This window comes from Streptomyces sp. HUAS 15-9, assembly GCF_025642155.1.
GTDB lineage: Bacteria > Actinomycetota > Actinomycetes > Streptomycetales > Streptomycetaceae > Streptomyces.
This window is the reverse complement of record NZ_CP106798.1, coordinates 2,201,539-2,219,876: the sequence shown is the minus strand read 5'-3', so window position 1 is coordinate 2,219,876 and position 18,338 is coordinate 2,201,539. Positions and strand designations below refer to the sequence as shown.

The following is an 18,338-nucleotide window of genomic DNA, read 5'->3' as shown; positions in this document are numbered from 1 at the left end:
GCGCAATGAGTCCCGCGCCCGCCGACCTCATCATCACTGGATGCACCGCCCTGGTGCACGACGATCAAGAACGGATCAGGTTCCGGGAGGACGCCGCGATCGTCGTACGGGACCGGGTCATCGACACGGTGACCGGCTCCGCGGCCGTACGCGACCTGCCCGCCGCCGAGCGCGTGGACGCCCGCGGGCAGGTCGCGATGCCCGGTCTGATCAACTGTCACACGCACGCGCCGATGGTGGCCCTGCGCGGTCTGGCCGAGGATCTGCCGACCGAGGAGTGGTTCAACGACGTCGTGTGGCCCGTCGAGTCCAACCTGACCGAGAGGGATGTGGAGCTGGGCGCGCGGCTGGCCTGCGCCGAGATGATCCGCGGCGGCGTCACCTGCTTCGCCGACCACTACTTCGCTATGGACGCGGTCGCCGCCGTCGTCGCAGAGTGCGGGATCAGGGCCCATCTGGGGGAGGCCTACTTCTCCTCGCAAGGGGCCGAAGGCCGGGAGAAGTCGCTGGAGTTCGCGCTGCGGCACCGGGGTGGCGCGGACGGCCGTATCACCACCGCCCTCGCCCCGCACGCCCCCTACACCGTCACGGACGACGACCTCGCCGCCACCGCCGAACTCGCCCGCGCCCACGGTCTGCCCGTCCACATCCACGCCGCCGAGAACCGCGACCAGACCGAGGCCGGCCTCGCCCGGCACGGTATGACCCCGATCGAGCTACTGGACCGCACCGGGCTCCTCGACACCGACCTGCTCATCGCCCACGGCACCGGCATCGTCGAACGCGACCTGCCCCTGCTGGAGCGCACGCGGGGCCGTACGGCGGTGGCCACCGCGCCCCGCGGCTACCTCAGGTTCGGCTGGCCCACCACCACACCGGTACGGGCGCTGCGTTCCGTCGGCGTCCCCGTCGGACTCGCCACGGACGGCGCCGCCTCAAACAACTCCCTCGACGTGTGGGAGTCGATGACCCTGACGGCCCTGGTGCAGAAGTCCGCCGAGGGCGACCCGCGCCGGCTGACGTCCCGGCAAGCCCTGCACCACGCAACCCTCCAGAGCGCACAGGCGGTCGGCCTGGGCGGCCGCGTCGGCGCCCTCGCGCCCGGCCACCGGGCCGACATCGTCCTCGTCGACCTCACCGGACCGCACACCCAGCCCGTCCACGACCTCGCCGCCACCCTCGTACACAGCGCACGGTCCTCCGACGTCCGCACCACCGTCGTCGACGGCCGCATCCTGATGCGCGACCGCGAGCTGCTGACCATCGATGTGCCCGCCGTGGTGCAGGAGTTGACGGGACGGCTGCCGACGCTCGTCGACCGGAGCCACGGGAAGCGCGTCCAGGAATACAAAACCTGACGGTTCCCTAGGGTGGGTCCCATGGACCTTGCGGACGGCCTCATCGACCACCCCTACGACGTCTACGCGCGACTGCGCGACAGCGCGCCCGTGCACCGCATCACCGGGCCGGACGGCACCCCCGCCTGGCTCGTCACCCGCTACGAGGACGTCAGGGCAGCACTTGGCGACCCACGGCTGTCCCTGGACAAGGCGCATGCCACGGCGGGCACGTACAAGGGGTTCGCCCTGCCGCCCGCCCTGGACGCCAACCTCCTCAACATGGACCCGCCCGACCACACCCGCATCCGCCGCCTGGTCTCCCGGGCCTTCACTCCGCGCCGCGTCGAGCACCTGCGCGAGCCGATCCGGCGCACCGCAGACCGGCTCCTCGACGGATTCGGGCCGCACGGCACCATCGACCTGGTCGCCGCCTATGCGGCGCCCCTGCCCATCACCGTCATCTGCGATCTGCTCGGCATCCCGGACGAGCACCGTCTGGACTTCCGCGTCTGGACGGACACCCTGGTCGCTCCCGACCCGGCACGGCCCGGGGCAGGCCGGGAAGCGGTCGTCGCCATGCTCGGCCACCTCACCCGGCTCCTCGCGGACAAGCGCGTCGAACCCGCCGACGACCTGCTCTCCGACCTGATCGCCGTACGCGACGAGGGCGACCGGCTCACCGAGGACGAGCTGATGTCGCTCGCCTTCCTCATCCTCTTCGCCGGGTACGAGAACACCGTCCAGCTCATCGGCAACGCGGTGCTCGCCCTGCTGCAACACCCCGAGCAGCTCGCCGCGCTGCGCAAGGACCCGGCGCGACTGCCCGCCGCCGTGGAGGAGTTCGCCCGCTACGAGGGTCCCGCCCTGTTCGGCATCAGGCGCTTTCCCACCGAGGACGTGACCATCGGCGGTGTCACCGTCCCGGCCGGGGAGACGGTCTGGGTGTCGCTGTCCGCCGCCAACCGCGATCCCGCTCGCTTCCCGGACCCCGACCGCCTCGACCTCGGCCGTGACGCCTCCGGCCATCTCGCCCTAGGGCAGGGCATCCACTACTGCCTGGGTGCCCCACTGGCCCGCGCCGAGACCGAGGTCGCGGTGGGTGCCCTGCTGGAACGGTTCCCGGAGCTTGCCCTCGCCGACGAGGACATCCGGTGGCGCTCGTCCCTGCGGGCCCGTGGTCTGCTCGCGCTGCCGGTGACGTACTGAGAGGACTCCGGCGGACGGCGTCCGTAATGCCGGAAAGTCAACGGATCCTCACCGTCCGCGTTGAGCCGGTGTCAAGTAGGTCTCAGTCGCGTCACCGGGCGAGGCGGTTCCCCTCTCCGGAGCGTTAACTCCTACAAGAACGACGCTTTCTGGAGGTGCAGGATGGTGAACGGGCGAACAGTGCTCGAACGCTTTCCCGCCGGCGGACCGCGAGGCTCGTGGCCCGCCGAGGAGTTCGCTCACGCGCGACGCCTGGAGGGGCTGCCCGCCGAGGTCGTGATGGACCTCGCGACGGACACGTTCCTGGTGATCGTCCGCGGCGGCGAGACCGCGGACTAGACACCCGTGCCGGTCAACTCGCCTTCGGGGCGGGGAGTTTCGCGGTGAACTGGTCGGCCTGGAGTCCGTACAGCTCGGCGTAGACACCGCCGTTGGCGAGGAGTTCGTCGGGGGTGCCGGACTCCACCAGGTGGCCCTGTTCGAGGACGTGCACCAGATCGGCGTGCCGTACCGACGCCAGCCGATGGGTGATCAGCACGACCGTCTGGCCGCTGCCCGCCAGCGCCCGGATCTTCTCGAAGACCTCCAGCTCGGCCCTCGCGTCCAGGGCCGCCGTCGGCTCGTCCACGATCAGGATGCGCCCGCGCCGGTACGCGGCGCGGGCGATGCCGAGGCGCTGCCACTGACCGCCGGACAGCTCGTGCCCGCCGCTGAAGTTCCGCGCCAGCAGGGTGTCCAGGCCGCGCGGCAGATCCGCGACCACGTCCTGAGCGCCCGCCTCGGCGACCGACGAGGCCAGGCGCTCCTCGGTGAGCGGCGCCGCGGAACGCCCGACGGCGACATTGACCTTCGCGGTGAAGGGCCAGCGCTTGAAGTCCTGGGCGACCATCGCGATGCGCTCGGCCAGCGCGTGCCGGTCGGCGCCCGCCGCGTCGACGCCGTCCCACATGATCCGGCCCCGGTCCGGCTTGTAGAGGCCCGCCAGTAGTTTGACCAGGGTGGTCTTGCCCGAGCCGTTCTCGCCGACCAGTGCCACGATGCGACCCAGCGGGAGGGTGAGCGAGACGTTGTCGAGGGCGGGCCGGCCGCTCTCACCCGGATAGGCGAAGGTGACGTTCTCGAACCGGATCTCCCTCGGATCCTCGGGCAGCGGCTCCCCGCCGACCGGGATCGCCCGCTCGGCCGCCTCGACGTACAGCCGCTGCAGATCGCCCACGAACAGGGCCTCCTCGTGCAGTTGGTTGATCTCCAGGACGAGCGTGTCCAGGCTCGCGGAGCCGGTGCGGATGGCGATGACCGCCGTACCGGCCATGGACAGTGCCATCGCCCCGGACAACAGCAGCGCGCCCAGGGTCGCGTACGTCGCGACGGTCGCCAGGCCCGTCCAGGCCGCCGCGATCAGGCCCGTGCGCGCCGCGAGCCGGGCCAGCCGGGCCTGCTCCGCCTCCGCCGTCTCCGCCATCTCCCGGAAGTGCCGCAGCAGGAACGGGCCGACGCCGTGCACACGGATCTCCGGGGCGGCCTCCGGTTCGGTGAGCAGGTTGCCGATCAGACGCCCGGCGCGGGAGTGCTGCACCCAGGTGTGGAAGGACTCGTAGTGGCGCCGCGCGTTGGTCAGGGCGCCCCAGGCGCTCGGCAGGGTCATGGTCACCAGCAGCGGCAGCAGGGCCGGGTGCAGCACGGTCAGTACGCCCGCCGCGGCGGCGAGCGAGATCACCGCGTTGATCACCCGGGTGCCGTAACTGATCATGCGGCGGGCCGACTGGGCGCCGTACTGCGCGGTGTCGAGCAGTTTGTGGAAGGCGTGGTCCTCGATCGCGGAGAGTTCCACGGCCGCCGCGCGCTCCAGGTACAACTCGGTCGCCACCCGCTCCACCTTGGGCTCCAGGCGGCCGGTGGCGTAGGTCGACGCGGCCCGCAGCAACGCGCCCACCAGCATCACCGCGGCCATGGCTACCAGGGCGGGCGCGGCGCCGCGCAGCCGCTCCTCGATCGGGCCGGCGCCGATCAGCCGCCCCAGCACGCTGTTCACCGCCAGCAGGCTCACCGCCTGGGCGGCGCCCCGGCCCGCCTCGGCGGCGAGCACGGTCCGCGCGGCCCGCGCGTCGGCCTGCCGGGCCAGCCGGAAACTCGACACCAGCATGCCGGGCAACCGCGTCACCATGGCCCGGAAGTCCAGCTCCAGGAAGGCGTCCCGGTGCTGGTTCCATCCCATGTCGTACCTCAACGGCCCGCCGAACAGCAGCCGTTCCGACTCGGACACCTCGGGTTTGACCCGGCCGTGCCTCCTACCCACTGTTGACCTCCCCCGGACGTGGACGGACGGCCACTATCGCGGGGCGCGCCTTTCGGGGGGCAGAGCGCGCGGCGGGGCGACGGGAGCGCGCGGGCGTGCGCCGTGCCGGGAGCTGTCGGCCGTACATGCCCGGCCATGTCGGCCGGGCAGGCGTACCGCTCATACGCTGATCGGGCGCGACCAGTCCGGAGTCGTCCCGGTCACCCGGCACAGCGTCAGATACAGCGGGATCGGCGGGGTGTACGGAACCGTGCCGTCCGGCCGGTTGAGAAGGCGGGCGGCCTCGGGGATCGGGGCGCCGGGGGCGTAGTGGGCGGGGGAGGGCCAGGGCAGGGCGTAGTCGGAGTCGGACGGGACGATCCACCACCAGTGCGCCTCGTCGGCGTACACGCATCCCACGCGAGGCAACCGGGGCACGATCAGCGGCCCGAAGCGGGCCGGTATGGCCACCGCGTCACAGCCGAGCGGTGCCGTCATGCCCGCGGGCAGCGGCAGGCGTCCGGTCGCGCCCGCAGTGGCCTGCTCGCGCTTCAGCCGGACCAAGGTGTCCAGGCCGAACACCTGTCCGGATCCGGCGGTGCCGGTCACGGCCATTCCGGCTGCGTACGGCGCCGGGCCTCGGCCTGGGACCCCACGCGGTGCCGCGTGCGGGCCTCCTCGCCGTCGTCCGAGCCGGTGGACTGGCCTGTCCTCGGGCGTGGCGCGCCCCAGCCCAGATCGTTGCGCGGCTCGCCCATGTCACGGGCGGCGTCGGTCTGGCGCGGCAGTTCGGCCCAGACCAGCAGCCCCGGACCGTACTCCTGGGCTCCCCAGGCCCGGCACACGGCGTCGACGAGGAGCAATCCCCTCCCGTGCTCCTCCTCGGGCCGCTGCGGCGACGGGTGGGGCTCACCCGGGGCACAGCCCTCGTCGCGCACGGCTATGCGCACCGTGTCGTCGTGGTCGTGCAGTTCGCACACCACGCGACTGCTCGCGGTGTGCACGATCGCGTTGGTGACCAGCTCGGATATGACCAGAGCCGCCGTGTCGCAGGTGTCCGCGCAGACCGACCAGCCGGTCAGCCGGGCGCGCGTGAGGCGTCTCGCCTGCGCGGGCGAACCCGGATGTGCGGCCAGCTCGAACCGGAACCTGCGCGCGGCAGCGGCCCCACCTGGGGCGACTCCCGCGTCGTCGCCGAGAGCGGAACGGTCTGCGGCGGCGTCTGTTCCTAAAGGCGCGGACGGAATCACGCTTGCCACTATCTCCCCGCCGTGCACACTTGGCAAGTGTCACTATGAAAAATGCAGAGTGCTGTATGACCCGGTGAAGGGCCGTGGCACACTGCTCGCAACAGCACCTCGGGCGGCGCCAGTTGGGATCAATCGGAGATCTGCCGGATCTTTCGAATGAGTCTTCGAATGGCGCCGCAGGGCTGTCAGCATTCGGCCGCAGGGCTGTCAGCATTCGCTCGCACGGCTGTCAGCATTCGTTCGTGGAGGTGGGAGCGTGAGCGAACCGCGGTCCGCGCCGACGGTGGGGCAGGTCGTCCTGGGCAGGCGCCTGCTGGACCTCCGGGAACGCGCAGGGCTCAAGCGCGAGGAGGCCGCCCGCATCCTCCGCGTCGCCCCCGCCACCGTCCGCCGTATGGAGATGGCCGAGGTCGCCCTCAAGATCCCGTACCTGCAGCTGCTCCTGAAGGCCTACGGCGTGCCCGACGAAGAGAACGACCTCTTCGTCCAGTTGGCCGAGGAGGCGAACAAGCCCGGCTGGTGGCAGCGGTTCCACGACATCCTGCCGGGCTGGTTCTCGATGTACGTCAGCCTGGAGGGCGCGGCCGCTCTCATCCGCTCCTACGAGCCGCACTTCGTGCCCGGACTGCTGCAGACCGAGGACTACGCGCGCGGGGTGCTGAAGTCGGGAGCCATCGGCCAGACCAGTCCCGAGGACATCGAGGGCCATGTCGCGCTGCGCATGCAGCGCCAGGAACTGCTCACCCGTCCCGAAGCCCCCCGTTTCTGGGCGGTGATGGACGAGACCGCCCTGCGTCGCCCGGTCGGCGACCCGGAGGTGATGCGCGCACAGATCGACAAACTGCTCGATGCCACGAAGCTGCCCAACGTGACGCTCCAGATCGCCCCGTTCGCCAACGGGCCGCATCCGGGCACGTACGGGCCCTTCGTGCTGTTCCGATTCGCCATGCCGGAACTGCCGGACATGGTCTACAGCGAGTACCTGACCGGCGCCGTCTACCTGGACGCGCGCTCCGAGGTGGCGACCCACCTGGAGGTCATGGACCGCATGGCGGCGCAGGCCGCCACAGCACATCGCACGAAGGAGATCCTCCGGGACCTCCGCAAGGAGTTGTGAATGGATCGCAGCAAGTCCCAGACCGGGCCACGCAACCGCGATGAGCGGATCTACAACGGCATGCCCGCACGGGAGTTGGGCAGCGAGGGCTGGCACAAGCCGTGGAGCGGCGGGAACGGGGGCAACTGCCTGGAGGCGATGAAGCTGGCCGACGGCCGGATCGCCGTCCGCCAGTCGACCGACCCGGACGGACCGGCACTGATCTACACCTCGGACGAGATGACCGCCTTCATCGAGGGCGCGAAGGCGGGGGAGGCGGACTTCCTGCTGTGATGACCGGCCCGTTGTTTTTGATTGTTGCTCAACTTACCTATCCTGATACTGACTTGGATCTTGGTACTGACTTGATCATCAACCGCGTCGGACACTTACGGAGTGCCGCATGGCCGGACGGAGCGCCGCGTGACCGGGCAGGACCCCACGGCCGCAGGCGGGATCGACACCAGCAGGCCGCATCCCGCGCGCATGTACGACTGGTACCTCGGCGGCAAGGACAACTACCCCGTCGACGAGGAGATGGGCCGGCAGATGCTGGCCCTCGACCCCCGGGTGCCGGTGATGGCCCGGGTCAACCGCGCGTTCATGCACCGTGCCACGCGCTGGCTGGCCGAAAGCGGGGTGCGCCAGTTCCTGGACATCGGCACCGGCATACCGACCGAGCCCAATCTGCACCAGATCGCCCAGTCGGTGGCGCCCGACGCCCGTGTCGTCTACTGCGACAACGACCCGATCGTGCTGGCCCACGCGGCGGCCCTGCTGCGCAGCACGCCCGAGGGCGTGACCGAGTATCTGCAGGCCGACGTGCGCGATCCGGCCGCGATCGTCGAGGGCGCCAAGCGGACCCTGGACTTCGGCCGGCCGGTCGCGCTCTCGCTCGTCGCCCTTCTCCACTTCGTCCCGGACGAGGACGGCGCCCATGAGCTGGTCCGGCGGCTGCTGTCCGAACTGGCCCCCGGCAGCCACCTGGTGATGACCCACGCCACCGCCGACTTCACCCCGGAGGAGTCGGCGGCGGCCACCGCCAAGCTCAAGGCGGCGGGCGTGACCCTGGCACTGCGCTCCCGTGAGGAGTTCACCCGCTTCTTCGACGGGCTGGAACTGGTGGACCCCGGCGTCGAGATCGTGCACAAGTGGCACCCCGAGCTGGGCGAACCGGTGCCCGGACAGGACGACGGGGTGATTCCGGGGTACGGGGCGGTGGGGCGCAAGGGATAGTCCGGTCCCCGAACCGTCATCCGGGCGGCAGCACGGCGCACAGTGCCTCCAGCGCCGCTCCGTAGGCGTGTTCCGAGGGCGTCGCGTACCCGACCACCAGACCGTCGCCCGCCCGCTCCTCGGCCTCCGGGTGCCGGAACGCGGCCAGCCCGTCGAGGGCGATGCCGTGCCACGCGGCCGCCTTGACCGCGGACCGCTCGGTGCCGGGCGGCAGCCGGAGCACCGCGTGCAGCCCGGCCGCGACGCCGGTGACCTCCACATGGGGCGCCCGCTCGGCGAGCGCCTCGACCAGCCGGTCACGGCGGCGCCGGTAGCGCTGCCGCATGCGTCGCACATGACGGTCGTACGACCCGGAGACCACGAAGTCCGCCAGGGCCAGCTGGTCCAGGACGCTCGCCCACGCCTCGCGCTCCCCCTTGGCCGCCAGCACGGCGTCGACGTACCGCTCCGGCAGGGCCATCCACCCCAGCCGCAGCGCGGGCGACAGGCTCTTGCTGACCGAGCCGATGTGGATCACCCGCTCGGGGTCGAGACCCTGGACCGCCCCGACCGGCTTGCGGTCGTAGCGGAACTCCCCGTCGTAGTCGTCCTCCAGCACCACCGAGCCACGCGCGCGTGCCCAGTCGATCACGGCGGCCCGGCGCTCGGCGTGCAGCGGGCCGCCGGTGGGGAACTGGTGCGCGGGCGTGAGCAGCACGGCCCGCTCACGCCCCAGCCGGTCCACCCGCGCGCCGTGCTCGTCCAGTGGGAGCGGCACCGTCCGCACACCGGCCGCCGCGAGCAGCTCGCGGTGGAACCCCAGCCCGTACGCCTCCACGCCCAGCGGGCCGCGCAGCACCCCGCCGCCCGGGTTGCCCTGCCCACGCTGTCCGAACAGTAGCCGCAGCGCATGCGCGAAGCCGGAGCAGATCACGACCCTGCCGGGCTCCGTGCGCACGCCACGCGCGCGTGCCAGGTACTCCGTGAGGGCCTCCCGCAGTTCGGGGCGCCCGGCGGGGTCGCCGGGCCCGAACGCCTCGTTGGGCGCCGTCTTGAGCGCCCGCCGGTACGACGCCGCCCAGGCCGTCCGTGGGAAGCCCGAGGCGTCCGGAGTGCCCTGCCTGAGGTCGTGCCGCGGCCCACGCGCGCGTGGAGATGCCTGTGGAGGTGCCTTTCTGGGCACGCGTACGGCGTGTCGCAGCGGCTCGGCCCGCTCGGCCACCCGGGTACCGGAACCCTGCCGTGCGGTCAGCCAGCCCTCCGCGACAAGTTCCGCGTACGCGTCGGCAACCGTGTTGCGGGCCACGCCGAGGTCGGCCGCGAGCGAGCGGTACGGCGGCAGGCGGGTGCCGGCAGCCAGCCGCCCGCTGCGCACGGCCTCGCGCAGCGCCCGGATCAACGCGGCCCGCCGCCCACCCGGCCCGGACAGCTCCAGATGCAGGTCGGCACCGATCCGCTCCGCTGAATTGACCCACGATTCCGTCATGAAAATGCACCCTACAGAGGGTCTTTCGGGACCGTAGGTTGAAGGACATGACGACGAACACGACGAGCACGATCGACACCGCCTCCGCTACCGCCACCGCCGTTGCCGAGCGGTCCCGCCTCGACTTCGCGAAGGCCGCGCCGAAGGTCTTCCGCGCCCTCATCGGCTTCGACGCCGCCGCCCGCGCGGGCCTCGACCCGGCTCTCGTCGAGCTGATCCAGATCCGCGCCTCGCACCTCAACCACTGCGCGTACTGCCTGCACATGCACACCAACGACGCCCGCAAGGCCGGCGAGAGCGAGGACCGGCTGCACATGGTCGCGGTGTGGCGCGAGGCCCGTCACTTCTTCACCGAGAAGGAGCAGGCCGCGCTCGCCCTGACCGAGGCGGTGACCCTGGTGGCCGACGCCGGTGTCCCGGACGACGTCTACGCCGAGGCCGCCGCCCGCTTCACCGAGGAGGAACTGGCCCAGGTCATCGCCCTGATCCTCACCATCAACACCTGGAACAGGGTGGCCCTGTCGACGGCGAAGGTGGCGGGGACGGACGAGCGCCGCTAGCTACACGTGCATGGGCCGGTCGTACGGCGATATCGGCGTCGGCAGCCGGGAGCTGCCCGTCAGATAGCGGTCGACCGCCGCCGCCACCGCCCGCCCCTCCGCGATCGCCCACACGATCAGCGACTGCCCGCGCGCGGCGTCCCCGGCGACGAACACGCCGGGGACGTTGGTCGCGAAGCCGGCGTCCCGAGCGAGCGTGCCGCGGGGCTGCAACTCCAGCCCCAGCTGGTCGATGAGCCCGTCGTGACGGTCGGGCCCGGAGAAGCCGAGGGCGAGCAGTACGAGGTCGACGGGGAGCGTCCGCCCGGTGCCCGGCACGGGCTGTCGCGTGGCATCCACCTCGACCAGGTGCAGCGACTGCACGTGCCCCGTCCCGTCCCCGGTGAAGCGGAGTGTCGACGCAGCGAACAGCCGCGCGTCGGCGTCCGCGGCGGGCGCCGTCTCCAGATCGCGCGCCTCCTCGTGCGCGGCCGACAGCCGGTAGATCTTCGGGTACGTCGGCCAGGGCTCGACGTCCTCGTCCCGCTCGGCACCCGGCTGGGCGTAGATGTCCAGCTGGGTCACGGACGCGGCACCCTCGCGCACCGCGGTCCCCAGACAGTCCGCACCGGTGTCGCCGCCGCCCACGATGACGACGTGTTTGTCGGCGGCGGACATCGGCGAGTCCTCCAGGTCCCCCTCGCACACCCGGTTGGCCAGCGGCAGATACTCCATCGCCTGGTGTATCCCGGTGAGTTCGCGCCCCGGAACGGCCAGTTCGCGCCAGGCGGTGGCCCCCGTGGCGACGACGACGGCGTCGTAGCGCGATCTCAGCTCGGCCGCCCCGATGTCCCGCCCGATCGCCGTCGACGTACGGAACTTGGTGCCCTCCGCGCGCATCTGCTCCAGGCGCCGCTCCAGATGATGTTTCTCCATCTTGAACGACGGGATGCCGTACCGCATCAGCCCGCCGAGCCGGTCGTCCTTCTCGTACACGGCGACGGTGTGTCCGGCCCGGGTCAACTGCTGGGCCGCGGCCAGTCCCGTGGGCCCCGAACCGATCACCGCGACCGTCCTCCCGGACAGCCGGTCCGGCGGCCTGGGCGGCACGAACCCCTCTTCCCACGCCCGGTCGCCGATCGCGCACTCGACGTTCTTGATGGTGACGGCCGGCTGGTTGATCGCGAGCACGCATCCCGCCTCGCACGGCGCCGGGCACAACCGCCCCGTGAACTCGGGGAAGTTGTTCGTGGCGTGCATCCGGTCGCTGGCCGCCCGCCAGTCCTCCCGCGACACCAGGTCGTTCCACTCGGGGATCAGATTGCCCAGCGGGCAGGCGCTGTGGCAGAACGGGACACCGCAGTCCATGCAGCGGTCGGCCTGCTTGCTGATGATGGGCAGCAGCGCCCCCGGGACGTAGACCTCGTCCCAGTCCGTGACCCGCTCCTCGACGGGCCTGCGCGCCCACTCCTGGCGCGGTGTGGTCATGAATCCCTTGGGATCGGCCATGGTCGTCTTCCTTGCGTGCACATACGACGGGCCGTGCGGCATCGGGCGCACCGGGGGCACACCCTTTCGGCCACGATACGTCCCCCTGGTCACATGCGCAGAGTGGTGGGACAGCGCTTTCTGCGGGGTCCTTCCCGAGCGCCCGTACGCCTCAGGTGAGTGCCAGCACGTACACCACCGTGGCGGCGGCCGAGGCGACCGTCCGGACGTGGTTCCACACCGTCCACTCGCGAACGTACGTCGGCCAGTACGCGGCGGCCTCAGTGGTGCCGGGGTCCAGCTTGAGGAGGGCGTCGTTGCGGGGCACGTTCGCCGCCACGGTCAGCCCGAACGAGCCGAACAGATACAGCGCGCTGCCCAGCAGCAGCTCCACCTTCCCGTCGTCCGGCCACAGCACGAACGTCACCACCGCGATCATCGCGCACAGCACCGCCGACCCGGCGAACACCAGCATGAAGGCGGGTGTCACGGCGGCCACGTTGATCGCGTTCATCGCGGCGACACCCTGCGCGGGCGGTAGCGAGGCCAGTCCCCTCATCACGAATGTCGAGAACCCGCAGAAGACTCCGGCGACCAGCCCGGTCCCGAGTACGCCCAACAGGATCAGTACGAAATACGGCCCGTCGATCATGACCAACGCCCACTCCCACCTCCGAGCCGGGCCACGCCCGGCACCGCCATCACCTCAAGTGAATTCCCACCCAGGAACGGTTCCCATGGCTGAGAGGCGCGGTGACATACGCGTACGTCCACAGACAGGCCTCCGGTCCAAGGTCCCAGGTCTCCGGCCCGTGGATCTCAGCGACAGGTCTCCGGTCCGTGGATCTCAGCCCACGTCCTCCGCTCCGGCGCCCCGCCACCCCCGCAGCGCCGTCTCCACTCCCGCGGCGATCCGCCGCCGCGCCTCGTGCCGGGCCACCCCGCTCATCAGCAGCTGGTCGTACGGCGTGTCCACATGCCGTACGGACGCCACGACCGCCGAGATCACCGCGCCCTCGGACAGCGCCCGCCCCGCAGCACTCCGCCCGACCCGGCCACTTCCCCGCGCCGAGGCGTGCCCGGCTATCGCCCGCGCCCGGTCGGCCGGGCAGCCGGGATACAGCCGCAGGATCTCCGCCGCGAACGCCTCCGCGAACCGCGCGTCCTCCGCCGCCCTGCGCCGCGCGTCCCGAGCCCGGCGCCGCCGCCGCGCCTCCGCGTCGGCCAGACACCGCTCCTCGGCCCGGGCCAGGCCAGCCTCCTCCACGAGGACGCCCTGCCGCTCATAGCGACCCTTGCGCCGGTTGAACCGCACCACCACCGCCGACAGCCCGCTCTCCTCCCGCGATCTACGGGTCAGCGCCGTGTCACCGCGCGGCAGGAACACCAGATGCCCGAGGTCGGCACAGTCGAGGCAGCGCGGTGCGCCGTCCTCCAGCACGAGCAACGACAACGGCCCGCGACGGCAGGCGGCGCACTGCTTGCGCCGGAGCGACTGGACGACGAGAAGTCCACTGCGGTACGGGGGAGTTGCGAGGGGCGCCATAACTGGTTCCTTCCCCGCGCGGTCTGGGAATGCCCGTTGACCCGGTGCGGCCGCGCATCCGTTCTTACCGTTCTTGCCGCGTGACCGGCTCTCCGGATCCCCGCCCACCGGCGAATCCACGGCCACCCGGCATCATGGCGACTGTGCGACTCGAAGCCATCACCTGGGACAGGCTCGGCGAGCTGTTGGCCGAGCGGCTGCTGGACCTGAAGCCCGCCGACGGCGGCCCCTGGCCGCGGGTCGCCTTCGACGGCGCGCCTGCGGCCCGCCCGGGTGACCTCGCGGAGCGTGTCGCGGAGGAACTGCGTGTGCGCGGCCGGCCCTCGCTCGTCGTGGGTGCAGAGGGCTTTCTGCGCCCGGCCTCGCTCCGGCTGGAGCACGGCCGCCGGGACGTGGAGTCGTACTACAGCGGCTGGTTCGACACCTCCGCCCTGTGGCGCGAGGTCTTCGGTCCGCTCGCACCCGGCGGGGACGGCCGTGTCCTGCCCGATCTGTGGGACCCGGCCACCGACCGGGCCACCCGCAGCTCCTACGTCCAACTCCCGCCCGGCGGAATCCTGTTGCTGCACGGTCCCCTCCTTCTGCGTCATTGGTTCCCCTTCGATCTGAGCGTTCATCTCCTCCTCTCGCCGGGCGCCCTGCGCCGCCGCACGCCCGAGGGCGAGCACTGGACCCTGCCCGCCTTCGAGCGCTACGCGGACGAGACCGACCCCGCCGCGACGGCGGACGTCCTGGTGCGGGCCGATGACCCCCGCCACCCGGCGTGGAACGCCGGATCCGGCTGATCCGGCGGACCGGTCCCTCTGAGGTGCGGCGGCCGGGTGGGGCGCGAGACAATGAAGGGCGCCGGGACCTGCGGTGCGTCCCGCGCCGCGCCGGCCCGTCCGGCACCGGGAGGTACACCATGACCACGGCCGGAGACATCATGCACCGGGGCGCCCAGTGGATCCCCGCCCATGAAACCCTGGACCGCGCCGCCCAGTTGATGCGCGAACTGGGTGTCGGCGCCCTTCCCATCAGCGATCAGAACGAACGGCTCTGCGGCATCCTGACCGACCGGGACATAGTCGTCGGCTGCGTGGCCCTCGGGCATGACCCGGCCAAGGTCACCGCGGGCGAGCTGGCGCACGGCACGCCCCGCTGGATTGAGGCGAGCGCAGACGTGCGCGACGTGCTCCGCGAGATGAAGGAGCACCAGATCCGCCGGCTCCCCGTCATCGACAACAAGCGTCTCGTCGGCATGATCAGCGAGGCCGACCTCGCCCGGAGCCTGGACGAGGGCCAGATCGCCGCCTTCACCGAGAGCGTCTACGCGAGGACCGCCCCGAGCGCCCACTGAACCCCACGCCCGGTGCCGCGGGCCCGCCCCGTGCCGCTCAGAGCCAGCCGTTGCGCCGGAATCCCCGGTACAGCACCAGGCAGGCCACGGATATGACGACGATGACCAACGGATAGCCGAACCGCCAGTGCAGCTCCGGCATGTGATCGAAGTTCATGCCGTAGACCCCGCACACCATCGTCGGCACGGCGATCACCGCGGCCCAGGCCGTGATCTTCCGCATGTCCTCGTTCTGCGCGACCGTCACCTGCGCCAGATGCGCCTGCAGGATCGAGTTCAGCAGTTCGTCGAACGCCGCGATCTGTTCCTTGGCCCGCATCAGATGGTCGAGGACATCCCTGAAGTAGGCCTGTATCTCCGGGTCGACCACCCGTATCGGCCGGGTGGCCAGATCCTCGACGGGGCGGGTGAGCGGCACCACGGCCCGCTTCAGCTCGAGGAGTTCACGCTTGAGTTGGTAGATCCGCCCGGGGTCGGCCCGCGCGCCGTTCTCCGCGAACACGTCCATCTCGACCTGGTCGATGTCGGCCTGCACCGCGTCCGTGACGTTCAGATAGTCGTCGACCACATGGTCCGCGATCGCGTGCAGGACCGCCGCCGGCCCCTTGACGAGCTGCCGCGGGTCCGACTCCAGCTCCTCGCGCAGCGGACCCAGTGAGCCGTGCCGCCCGTGCCGTACCGTGATCACGAAGTCCTGGCCGACGAAGACCATGATCTCACCGGTGTTCACGACCTCGCTGGTCGCCGTCAGCTGTTCGTGCTCGACGTAGCAGACCGTCTTGAACACCGCGAACAGCGTCTCGCCGTACCGCTCCAGCTTCGGGCGCTGATGGGCCTCGACCGCGTCCTCCACCGCCAGCGGGTGCAGGTCGAACAGTTCGGCGATGCCCGCGAACTCCAGGTCCGTCGGTTCGTGCAGGCCCAGCCACACGAATCCGTCACCGTGCTTGCGCACCCTCTTCACGGCATCCACCAGATCGCTGCCCCCGGGGACCCGGATCCCGTCCCGGTAGGTCACGCAGTTGACCACCGACGAGCCGAGCGGTGACCGGGCGGGGTGGCTCAGGTCGACCCGCGGCTGTCGCCGGGCCAGCCGGGCCACCTTGCGCAGGCCGCTGACCCTGCCCAGGTCGCGGACCTTCCGCAGATTCCCTGCCATCGACATCTGGCTCTCCTTGCGTGGCTCTCCTCGCGCCGTGCTGCCGCGCCTTGGCGAGAAAGTCTGCCAGGTCGGCGTGAGGTGCGGGTAAGCCTGTGGGAACAGGTGATTCCGCTTTGTTCCCGGCTGTGGACAAGGCATTGCCCGCCGGGCCGTCTCGGCGTACCGGAGCGTCGACAGTTCCGGACAAGCGGCGCAACTGGGAGGATCATGGCATGACGCGAACTGACGGGTATCTCCTCGACAACCGGCAGACCGAGGCGGGCCGGCGCTTCGACGCCTTCGCCACCCTCTTCGACCCCACCACCTTCCGGCGCCTCGAGAGCCTTGGCCTCGGACCCGGCTGGCGCTGCTGGGAGGTCGGCGCCGGCGGCACCTCCGTGGTGTCCTGGCTGGCCAAGAAGGTCGGCCCGACCGGCAAGGTCGTCGCGACCGACATCGACACCACGCTCCTCGCCTCGGCCGGCCGCCCGCCCGTCGAGGTGCGCGTCCACGACGTCGGCACCGAGGAGCCGCCGGGGGAGGGCTTCGACCTCGTGCACGCCCGGCTCGTCCTCGTCCATGTGCCCGACCGCGAAAGGGCGTTGCGGTCGATGATCGCGGCACTGCGGCCCGGCGGACGCCTCCTCGTCGAGGACGCCGACCCCGCCCTTCAGCCACTGATCTGCCCCGACGAGCACGGCCCTGAGCAGCGGCTGGCCAACCGGCTCCGGCAGGGCTTCCGCAAGCTGCTCGCCGATCGTGGCGCCGACCTGTCCTACGGCCGCAAGCTGCCGCGCCTGCTCCGCGAGGCCGGACTGCGGCAGGTGGAGGCCGACGCCTACTTCCCCGTCACCTCACCGGCCTGCGCCGAACTGGAGGCCGCCACCGTACGCCAGATCCGCGACCAACTCGTCACCGCGGGCCTGGCCACCGACGAGGACATCGACGGACACCTGGCCAACGTAGCCGCTGGCAACATGGACCTGGCCACGGCACCGATGATCTCGGTGTGGGGGCGCAAGGGGTGAGCTGACCGACGGCCGGGGGCCGAACACCGGCGCACCGGGCAGGGCCGCGTTGTCACCGGACACCCCGCCGTCACCGGGCACCTCGCCGTCAGCCGGGCATCGGACGCCTGCCGCCCAGTTCGTCGCGGCGGGCCTGGCCACCGACGAGGACATCGACGGGCACCTGGCGAACGGCGCTGCGGGCAGCTTGGACCTGGCCACGGCACCGATGATCTCGGCGTGGGGCCCAAGGCGTGAGGTGACCGGTGGCCCGGGGGCCGAACACCGGCGTGCCGGATGGGCCGCGCTGTCATGGGACGGGGCGGGCCGTCACCCACGCACCGGAGGCCTGTCGCCAAGCTCGTCGCCAACACAAGCGACCGGGCCGCGCCGTCACCGGGCGCCTCGCCGTCAGCCGGGTACCGGAGGCCTGCCGCCCACCGCTTCCACCGCCAGTGCGCCCGCCCGGCATCCCCGTGCCGCCGCGGCCTCGGGATCCGCGCCCGCGACGAGTGCGGCCAGGAACGCACCGGTGAAGGCGTCGCCGGCGCCCGTGGTGTCGTGGGGCGTCGCCGGTGCGGCGGGAACGTGGGTGAGCACGGTGCCGGACCGGGCCACCAGTGCGCCCTGTGCGCCCAGCTTGGCCACCACCAGCGGGATGTGGCGGCTCAGCTTGGCCGCCGCGTCCGCCGGATCCGGCAGCCCCGTCAGCAGGTACGCCTCGTCACGGCTGGGCAGCAGCACGTCCAGCCCCCCGGCGAACGCCAGGAAGCGGTCCACCCCCAGCTCCCGGAGGAAGCCCGCCGACGCGGGATCCAGACTCACCGGCACGCCACGCGCGCGTGCCGCTGCCAGTGCCACCGCGGCAAGCGCCCGGCTCGACTCGGAGAACAGCAGGTAGCCCGACAGATGCAGCCGGGCGACCCCGTCGAGCGCCGCGTCCGACCAGTCGGCGGGTTCCAGCCGCAGGGACGCGCCGCTGTCGGTCAGAAACGTGCGCTCGGCCGAAGCGCCGACGTCGACGAGACAGATCACCGTCCCGGTCGCCGCCCGCGGATCGACCACCAGCCGTGGCCGCACTCCGGCCGCAACCAGCTCCCGCTCGTGCCACGCCGCCGAGTCCGCGCCGACCCGCCCCAACAGCCGTACGTCCGCACAGCCCGCATGAGCGGCCCAGCAGGCCACATTGGCGCCCGCGCCACCGGGCACCGTCCGGATCACGGCCGCCGTGTCGGTACCGGCCGCGAGCGGCCCCTGGTGCCGGGCGACGACGTCGGTGACCACGTCACCGACGACCAGCAGCGCTCGGTCCCGCCCCGCCGTCACGGCCTGGCCGGCCCTGTGCGGCTCCACGGCCACCGGTGAACCGGCGCGGCCGGGCGTCGGATCCTGTTCCGGCGGGTGCGGAAC

The 18,338-nt window shown here is 71.8% G+C and carries 19 protein-coding genes; 10 read left to right on the top strand and 9 right to left on the bottom strand.

Features of this window, described 5'->3' with window-relative positions; genetic code table 11:
* Positions 1-5 precede the first annotated feature (5 nt).
* The 3 genes from N8I87_RS10160 to N8I87_RS10150 all read left to right on the top strand — a co-directional run bounded on the left by N8I87_RS10160 (position 6) and on the right by N8I87_RS10150 (position 2,885).
* Positions 6-1,358, top strand: coding sequence for an amidohydrolase (locus N8I87_RS10160; protein WP_263207538.1), 1,353 nt, complete (start codon positions 6-8; stop codon positions 1,356-1,358).
* 21 nt (positions 1,359-1,379) lie between these two features.
* A complete protein-coding gene (locus N8I87_RS10155) occupies positions 1,380-2,546 on the top strand; it encodes a cytochrome P450 family protein (protein ID WP_263207537.1) in 1,167 nt (388 codons plus the stop codon).
* Between the two features lie 162 nt (positions 2,547-2,708).
* Positions 2,709-2,885 (top strand): DUF8839 family protein, encoded by a 177-nt coding sequence (locus N8I87_RS10150; protein ID WP_363297178.1) that lies wholly within the window; start codon positions 2,709-2,711, stop codon positions 2,883-2,885.
* A gap of 13 nt (positions 2,886-2,898) precedes the next feature.
* On the opposite strand, the gene N8I87_RS10145 is transcribed toward N8I87_RS10150, so the two are convergent.
* From N8I87_RS10145 to N8I87_RS10135, 3 genes are all read right to left on the bottom strand, one after another.
* Positions 2,899-4,761: an ABC transporter ATP-binding protein gene (locus tag N8I87_RS10145; protein WP_263216373.1), complete on the bottom strand. Its 1,863-nt coding sequence runs from the start codon at positions 4,759-4,761 to the stop codon at positions 2,899-2,901.
* Positions 4,762-5,001: 240 nt separating this feature from the next.
* A complete protein-coding gene (locus N8I87_RS10140; RefSeq protein WP_263207536.1) occupies positions 5,002-5,436 on the bottom strand; it encodes a hypothetical protein in 435 nt (144 codons plus the stop codon).
* Positions 5,427-6,080 (bottom strand): ATP-binding protein, encoded by a 654-nt coding sequence (locus N8I87_RS10135; protein ID WP_263207534.1) that lies wholly within the window; start codon positions 6,078-6,080, stop codon positions 5,427-5,429. Before N8I87_RS10135 ends, N8I87_RS10140 begins: the two co-directional genes overlap by 10 nt.
* Positions 6,081-6,327: 247 nt before the next feature.
* Here N8I87_RS10135 and N8I87_RS10130 point away from each other — a divergent pair, with 247 nt between their 5' ends.
* The 3 genes from N8I87_RS10130 (at position 6,328) to N8I87_RS10120 (ending at position 8,403) form a co-directional block, all read left to right on the top strand.
* A complete protein-coding gene (locus N8I87_RS10130) occupies positions 6,328-7,188 on the top strand; it encodes a Sco1979 family transcriptional regulator (RefSeq protein WP_263207532.1) in 861 nt (286 codons plus the stop codon).
* Positions 7,189-7,461, top strand: coding sequence for a DUF397 domain-containing protein (locus tag N8I87_RS10125; protein WP_263207531.1), 273 nt, complete (start codon positions 7,189-7,191; stop codon positions 7,459-7,461). It begins immediately after the preceding gene.
* 129 nt (positions 7,462-7,590) lie between these two features.
* A complete protein-coding gene (locus tag N8I87_RS10120) occupies positions 7,591-8,403 on the top strand; it encodes an SAM-dependent methyltransferase (RefSeq protein WP_263207529.1) in 813 nt (270 codons plus the stop codon).
* Between the two features lie 16 nt (positions 8,404-8,419).
* On the opposite strand, the gene pdxR is transcribed toward N8I87_RS10120, so the two are convergent.
* Positions 8,420-9,868, bottom strand: a complete 1,449-nt coding sequence (gene pdxR, locus N8I87_RS10115; RefSeq protein ID WP_263207528.1) for a MocR-like pyridoxine biosynthesis transcription factor PdxR — start codon at positions 9,866-9,868, stop codon at positions 8,420-8,422.
* A gap of 47 nt (positions 9,869-9,915) precedes the next feature.
* Here pdxR and N8I87_RS10110 point away from each other — a divergent pair, with 47 nt between their 5' ends.
* Positions 9,916-10,428: a carboxymuconolactone decarboxylase family protein gene (locus N8I87_RS10110; RefSeq protein ID WP_263207526.1), complete on the top strand. Its 513-nt coding sequence runs from the start codon at positions 9,916-9,918 to the stop codon at positions 10,426-10,428.
* Here N8I87_RS10110 and N8I87_RS10105 read toward each other — a convergent pair whose 3' ends face one another.
* The 3 genes from N8I87_RS10105 to N8I87_RS10095 all read right to left on the bottom strand — a co-directional run bounded on the left by N8I87_RS10105 (position 10,429) and on the right by N8I87_RS10095 (position 13,441).
* Positions 10,429-11,916 (bottom strand): glutamate synthase subunit beta, encoded by a 1,488-nt coding sequence (locus N8I87_RS10105; RefSeq protein ID WP_263207525.1) that lies wholly within the window; start codon positions 11,914-11,916, stop codon positions 10,429-10,431. It lies immediately after the preceding gene.
* A gap of 151 nt (positions 11,917-12,067) precedes the next feature.
* Complete coding sequence (locus tag N8I87_RS10100; RefSeq protein ID WP_263207523.1) at positions 12,068-12,547, bottom strand: anthrone oxygenase family protein; 480 nt, start codon at positions 12,545-12,547, stop codon at positions 12,068-12,070.
* A gap of 195 nt (positions 12,548-12,742) precedes the next feature.
* Positions 12,743-13,441: a DUF2293 domain-containing protein gene (locus N8I87_RS10095; protein ID WP_263207521.1), complete on the bottom strand. Its 699-nt coding sequence runs from the start codon at positions 13,439-13,441 to the stop codon at positions 12,743-12,745.
* A 143-nt stretch (positions 13,442-13,584) separates the two neighbouring features.
* Between N8I87_RS10095 and N8I87_RS10090 the strand changes: the two genes are divergently transcribed.
* Together N8I87_RS10090 and N8I87_RS10085 are read left to right on the top strand one after the other, a co-directional pair.
* Complete coding sequence (locus N8I87_RS10090; RefSeq protein WP_263207519.1) at positions 13,585-14,226, top strand: nucleoside/nucleotide kinase family protein; 642 nt, start codon at positions 13,585-13,587, stop codon at positions 14,224-14,226.
* 119 nt (positions 14,227-14,345) lie between these two features.
* A complete protein-coding gene (locus N8I87_RS10085) occupies positions 14,346-14,780 on the top strand; it encodes a CBS domain-containing protein (protein ID WP_263207518.1) in 435 nt (144 codons plus the stop codon).
* 37 nt (positions 14,781-14,817) lie between these two features.
* Here the strand turns inward: N8I87_RS10085 and N8I87_RS10080 are convergent, their stop codons facing one another.
* A complete protein-coding gene (locus tag N8I87_RS10080) occupies positions 14,818-15,945 on the bottom strand; it encodes a magnesium and cobalt transport protein CorA (protein WP_263207516.1) in 1,128 nt (375 codons plus the stop codon).
* Between the two features lie 209 nt (positions 15,946-16,154).
* Between N8I87_RS10080 and N8I87_RS10075 the strand changes: the two genes are divergently transcribed.
* Positions 16,155-16,949, top strand: a complete 795-nt coding sequence (locus tag N8I87_RS10075; protein ID WP_263207514.1) for a methyltransferase — start codon at positions 16,155-16,157, stop codon at positions 16,947-16,949.
* A 390-nt stretch (positions 16,950-17,339) separates the two neighbouring features.
* Here N8I87_RS10075 and N8I87_RS10065 read toward each other — a convergent pair whose 3' ends face one another.
* Positions 17,340-18,281 carry a carbohydrate kinase family protein gene (locus tag N8I87_RS10065; protein ID WP_263207512.1) on the bottom strand — a complete coding sequence of 314 codons (942 nt, stop codon included), beginning with the start codon at positions 18,279-18,281 and terminating at the stop codon, positions 17,340-17,342.
* Positions 18,282-18,338 lie beyond the last annotated feature (57 nt).

Bases quoted from the DNA above. Each gene is read 5' to 3' on its own strand.
- N8I87_RS10080 (WP_263207516.1), bottom strand. From the start codon at position 15,945: ATGTCGATGGCAGGGAATCTGCGGAAGGTCCGCGACCTGGGCAGGGTC.
- N8I87_RS10150 (WP_363297178.1), top strand. From the start codon at position 2,709: ATGGTGAACGGGCGAACAGTGCTCGAACGCTTTCCCGCCGGCGGACCG.
- N8I87_RS10085 (WP_263207518.1), top strand. From the start codon at position 14,346: ATGACCACGGCCGGAGACATCATGCACCGGGGCGCCCAGTGGATCCCC.
- N8I87_RS10110 (WP_263207526.1), top strand. From the start codon at position 9,916: ATGACGACGAACACGACGAGCACGATCGACACCGCCTCCGCTACCGCC.
- N8I87_RS10095 (WP_263207521.1), bottom strand. From the start codon at position 13,441: ATGGCGCCCCTCGCAACTCCCCCGTACCGCAGTGGACTTCTCGTCGTC.
- N8I87_RS10145 (WP_263216373.1), bottom strand. From the start codon at position 4,761: ATGGGATGGAACCAGCACCGGGACGCCTTCCTGGAGCTGGACTTCCGG.
- N8I87_RS10160 (WP_263207538.1), top strand. From the start codon at position 6: ATGAGTCCCGCGCCCGCCGACCTCATCATCACTGGATGCACCGCCCTG.
- pdxR (WP_263207528.1), bottom strand. From the start codon at position 9,868: ATGACGGAATCGTGGGTCAATTCAGCGGAGCGGATCGGTGCCGACCTG.
- N8I87_RS10100 (WP_263207523.1), bottom strand. From the start codon at position 12,547: ATGATCGACGGGCCGTATTTCGTACTGATCCTGTTGGGCGTACTCGGG.
- N8I87_RS10075 (WP_263207514.1), top strand. From the start codon at position 16,155: ATGACGCGAACTGACGGGTATCTCCTCGACAACCGGCAGACCGAGGCG.
- N8I87_RS10125 (WP_263207531.1), top strand. From the start codon at position 7,189: ATGGATCGCAGCAAGTCCCAGACCGGGCCACGCAACCGCGATGAGCGG.
- N8I87_RS10140 (WP_263207536.1), bottom strand. From the start codon at position 5,436: ATGGCCGTGACCGGCACCGCCGGATCCGGACAGGTGTTCGGCCTGGAC.
- N8I87_RS10155 (WP_263207537.1), top strand. From the start codon at position 1,380: ATGGACCTTGCGGACGGCCTCATCGACCACCCCTACGACGTCTACGCG.
- N8I87_RS10105 (WP_263207525.1), bottom strand. From the start codon at position 11,916: ATGGCCGATCCCAAGGGATTCATGACCACACCGCGCCAGGAGTGGGCG.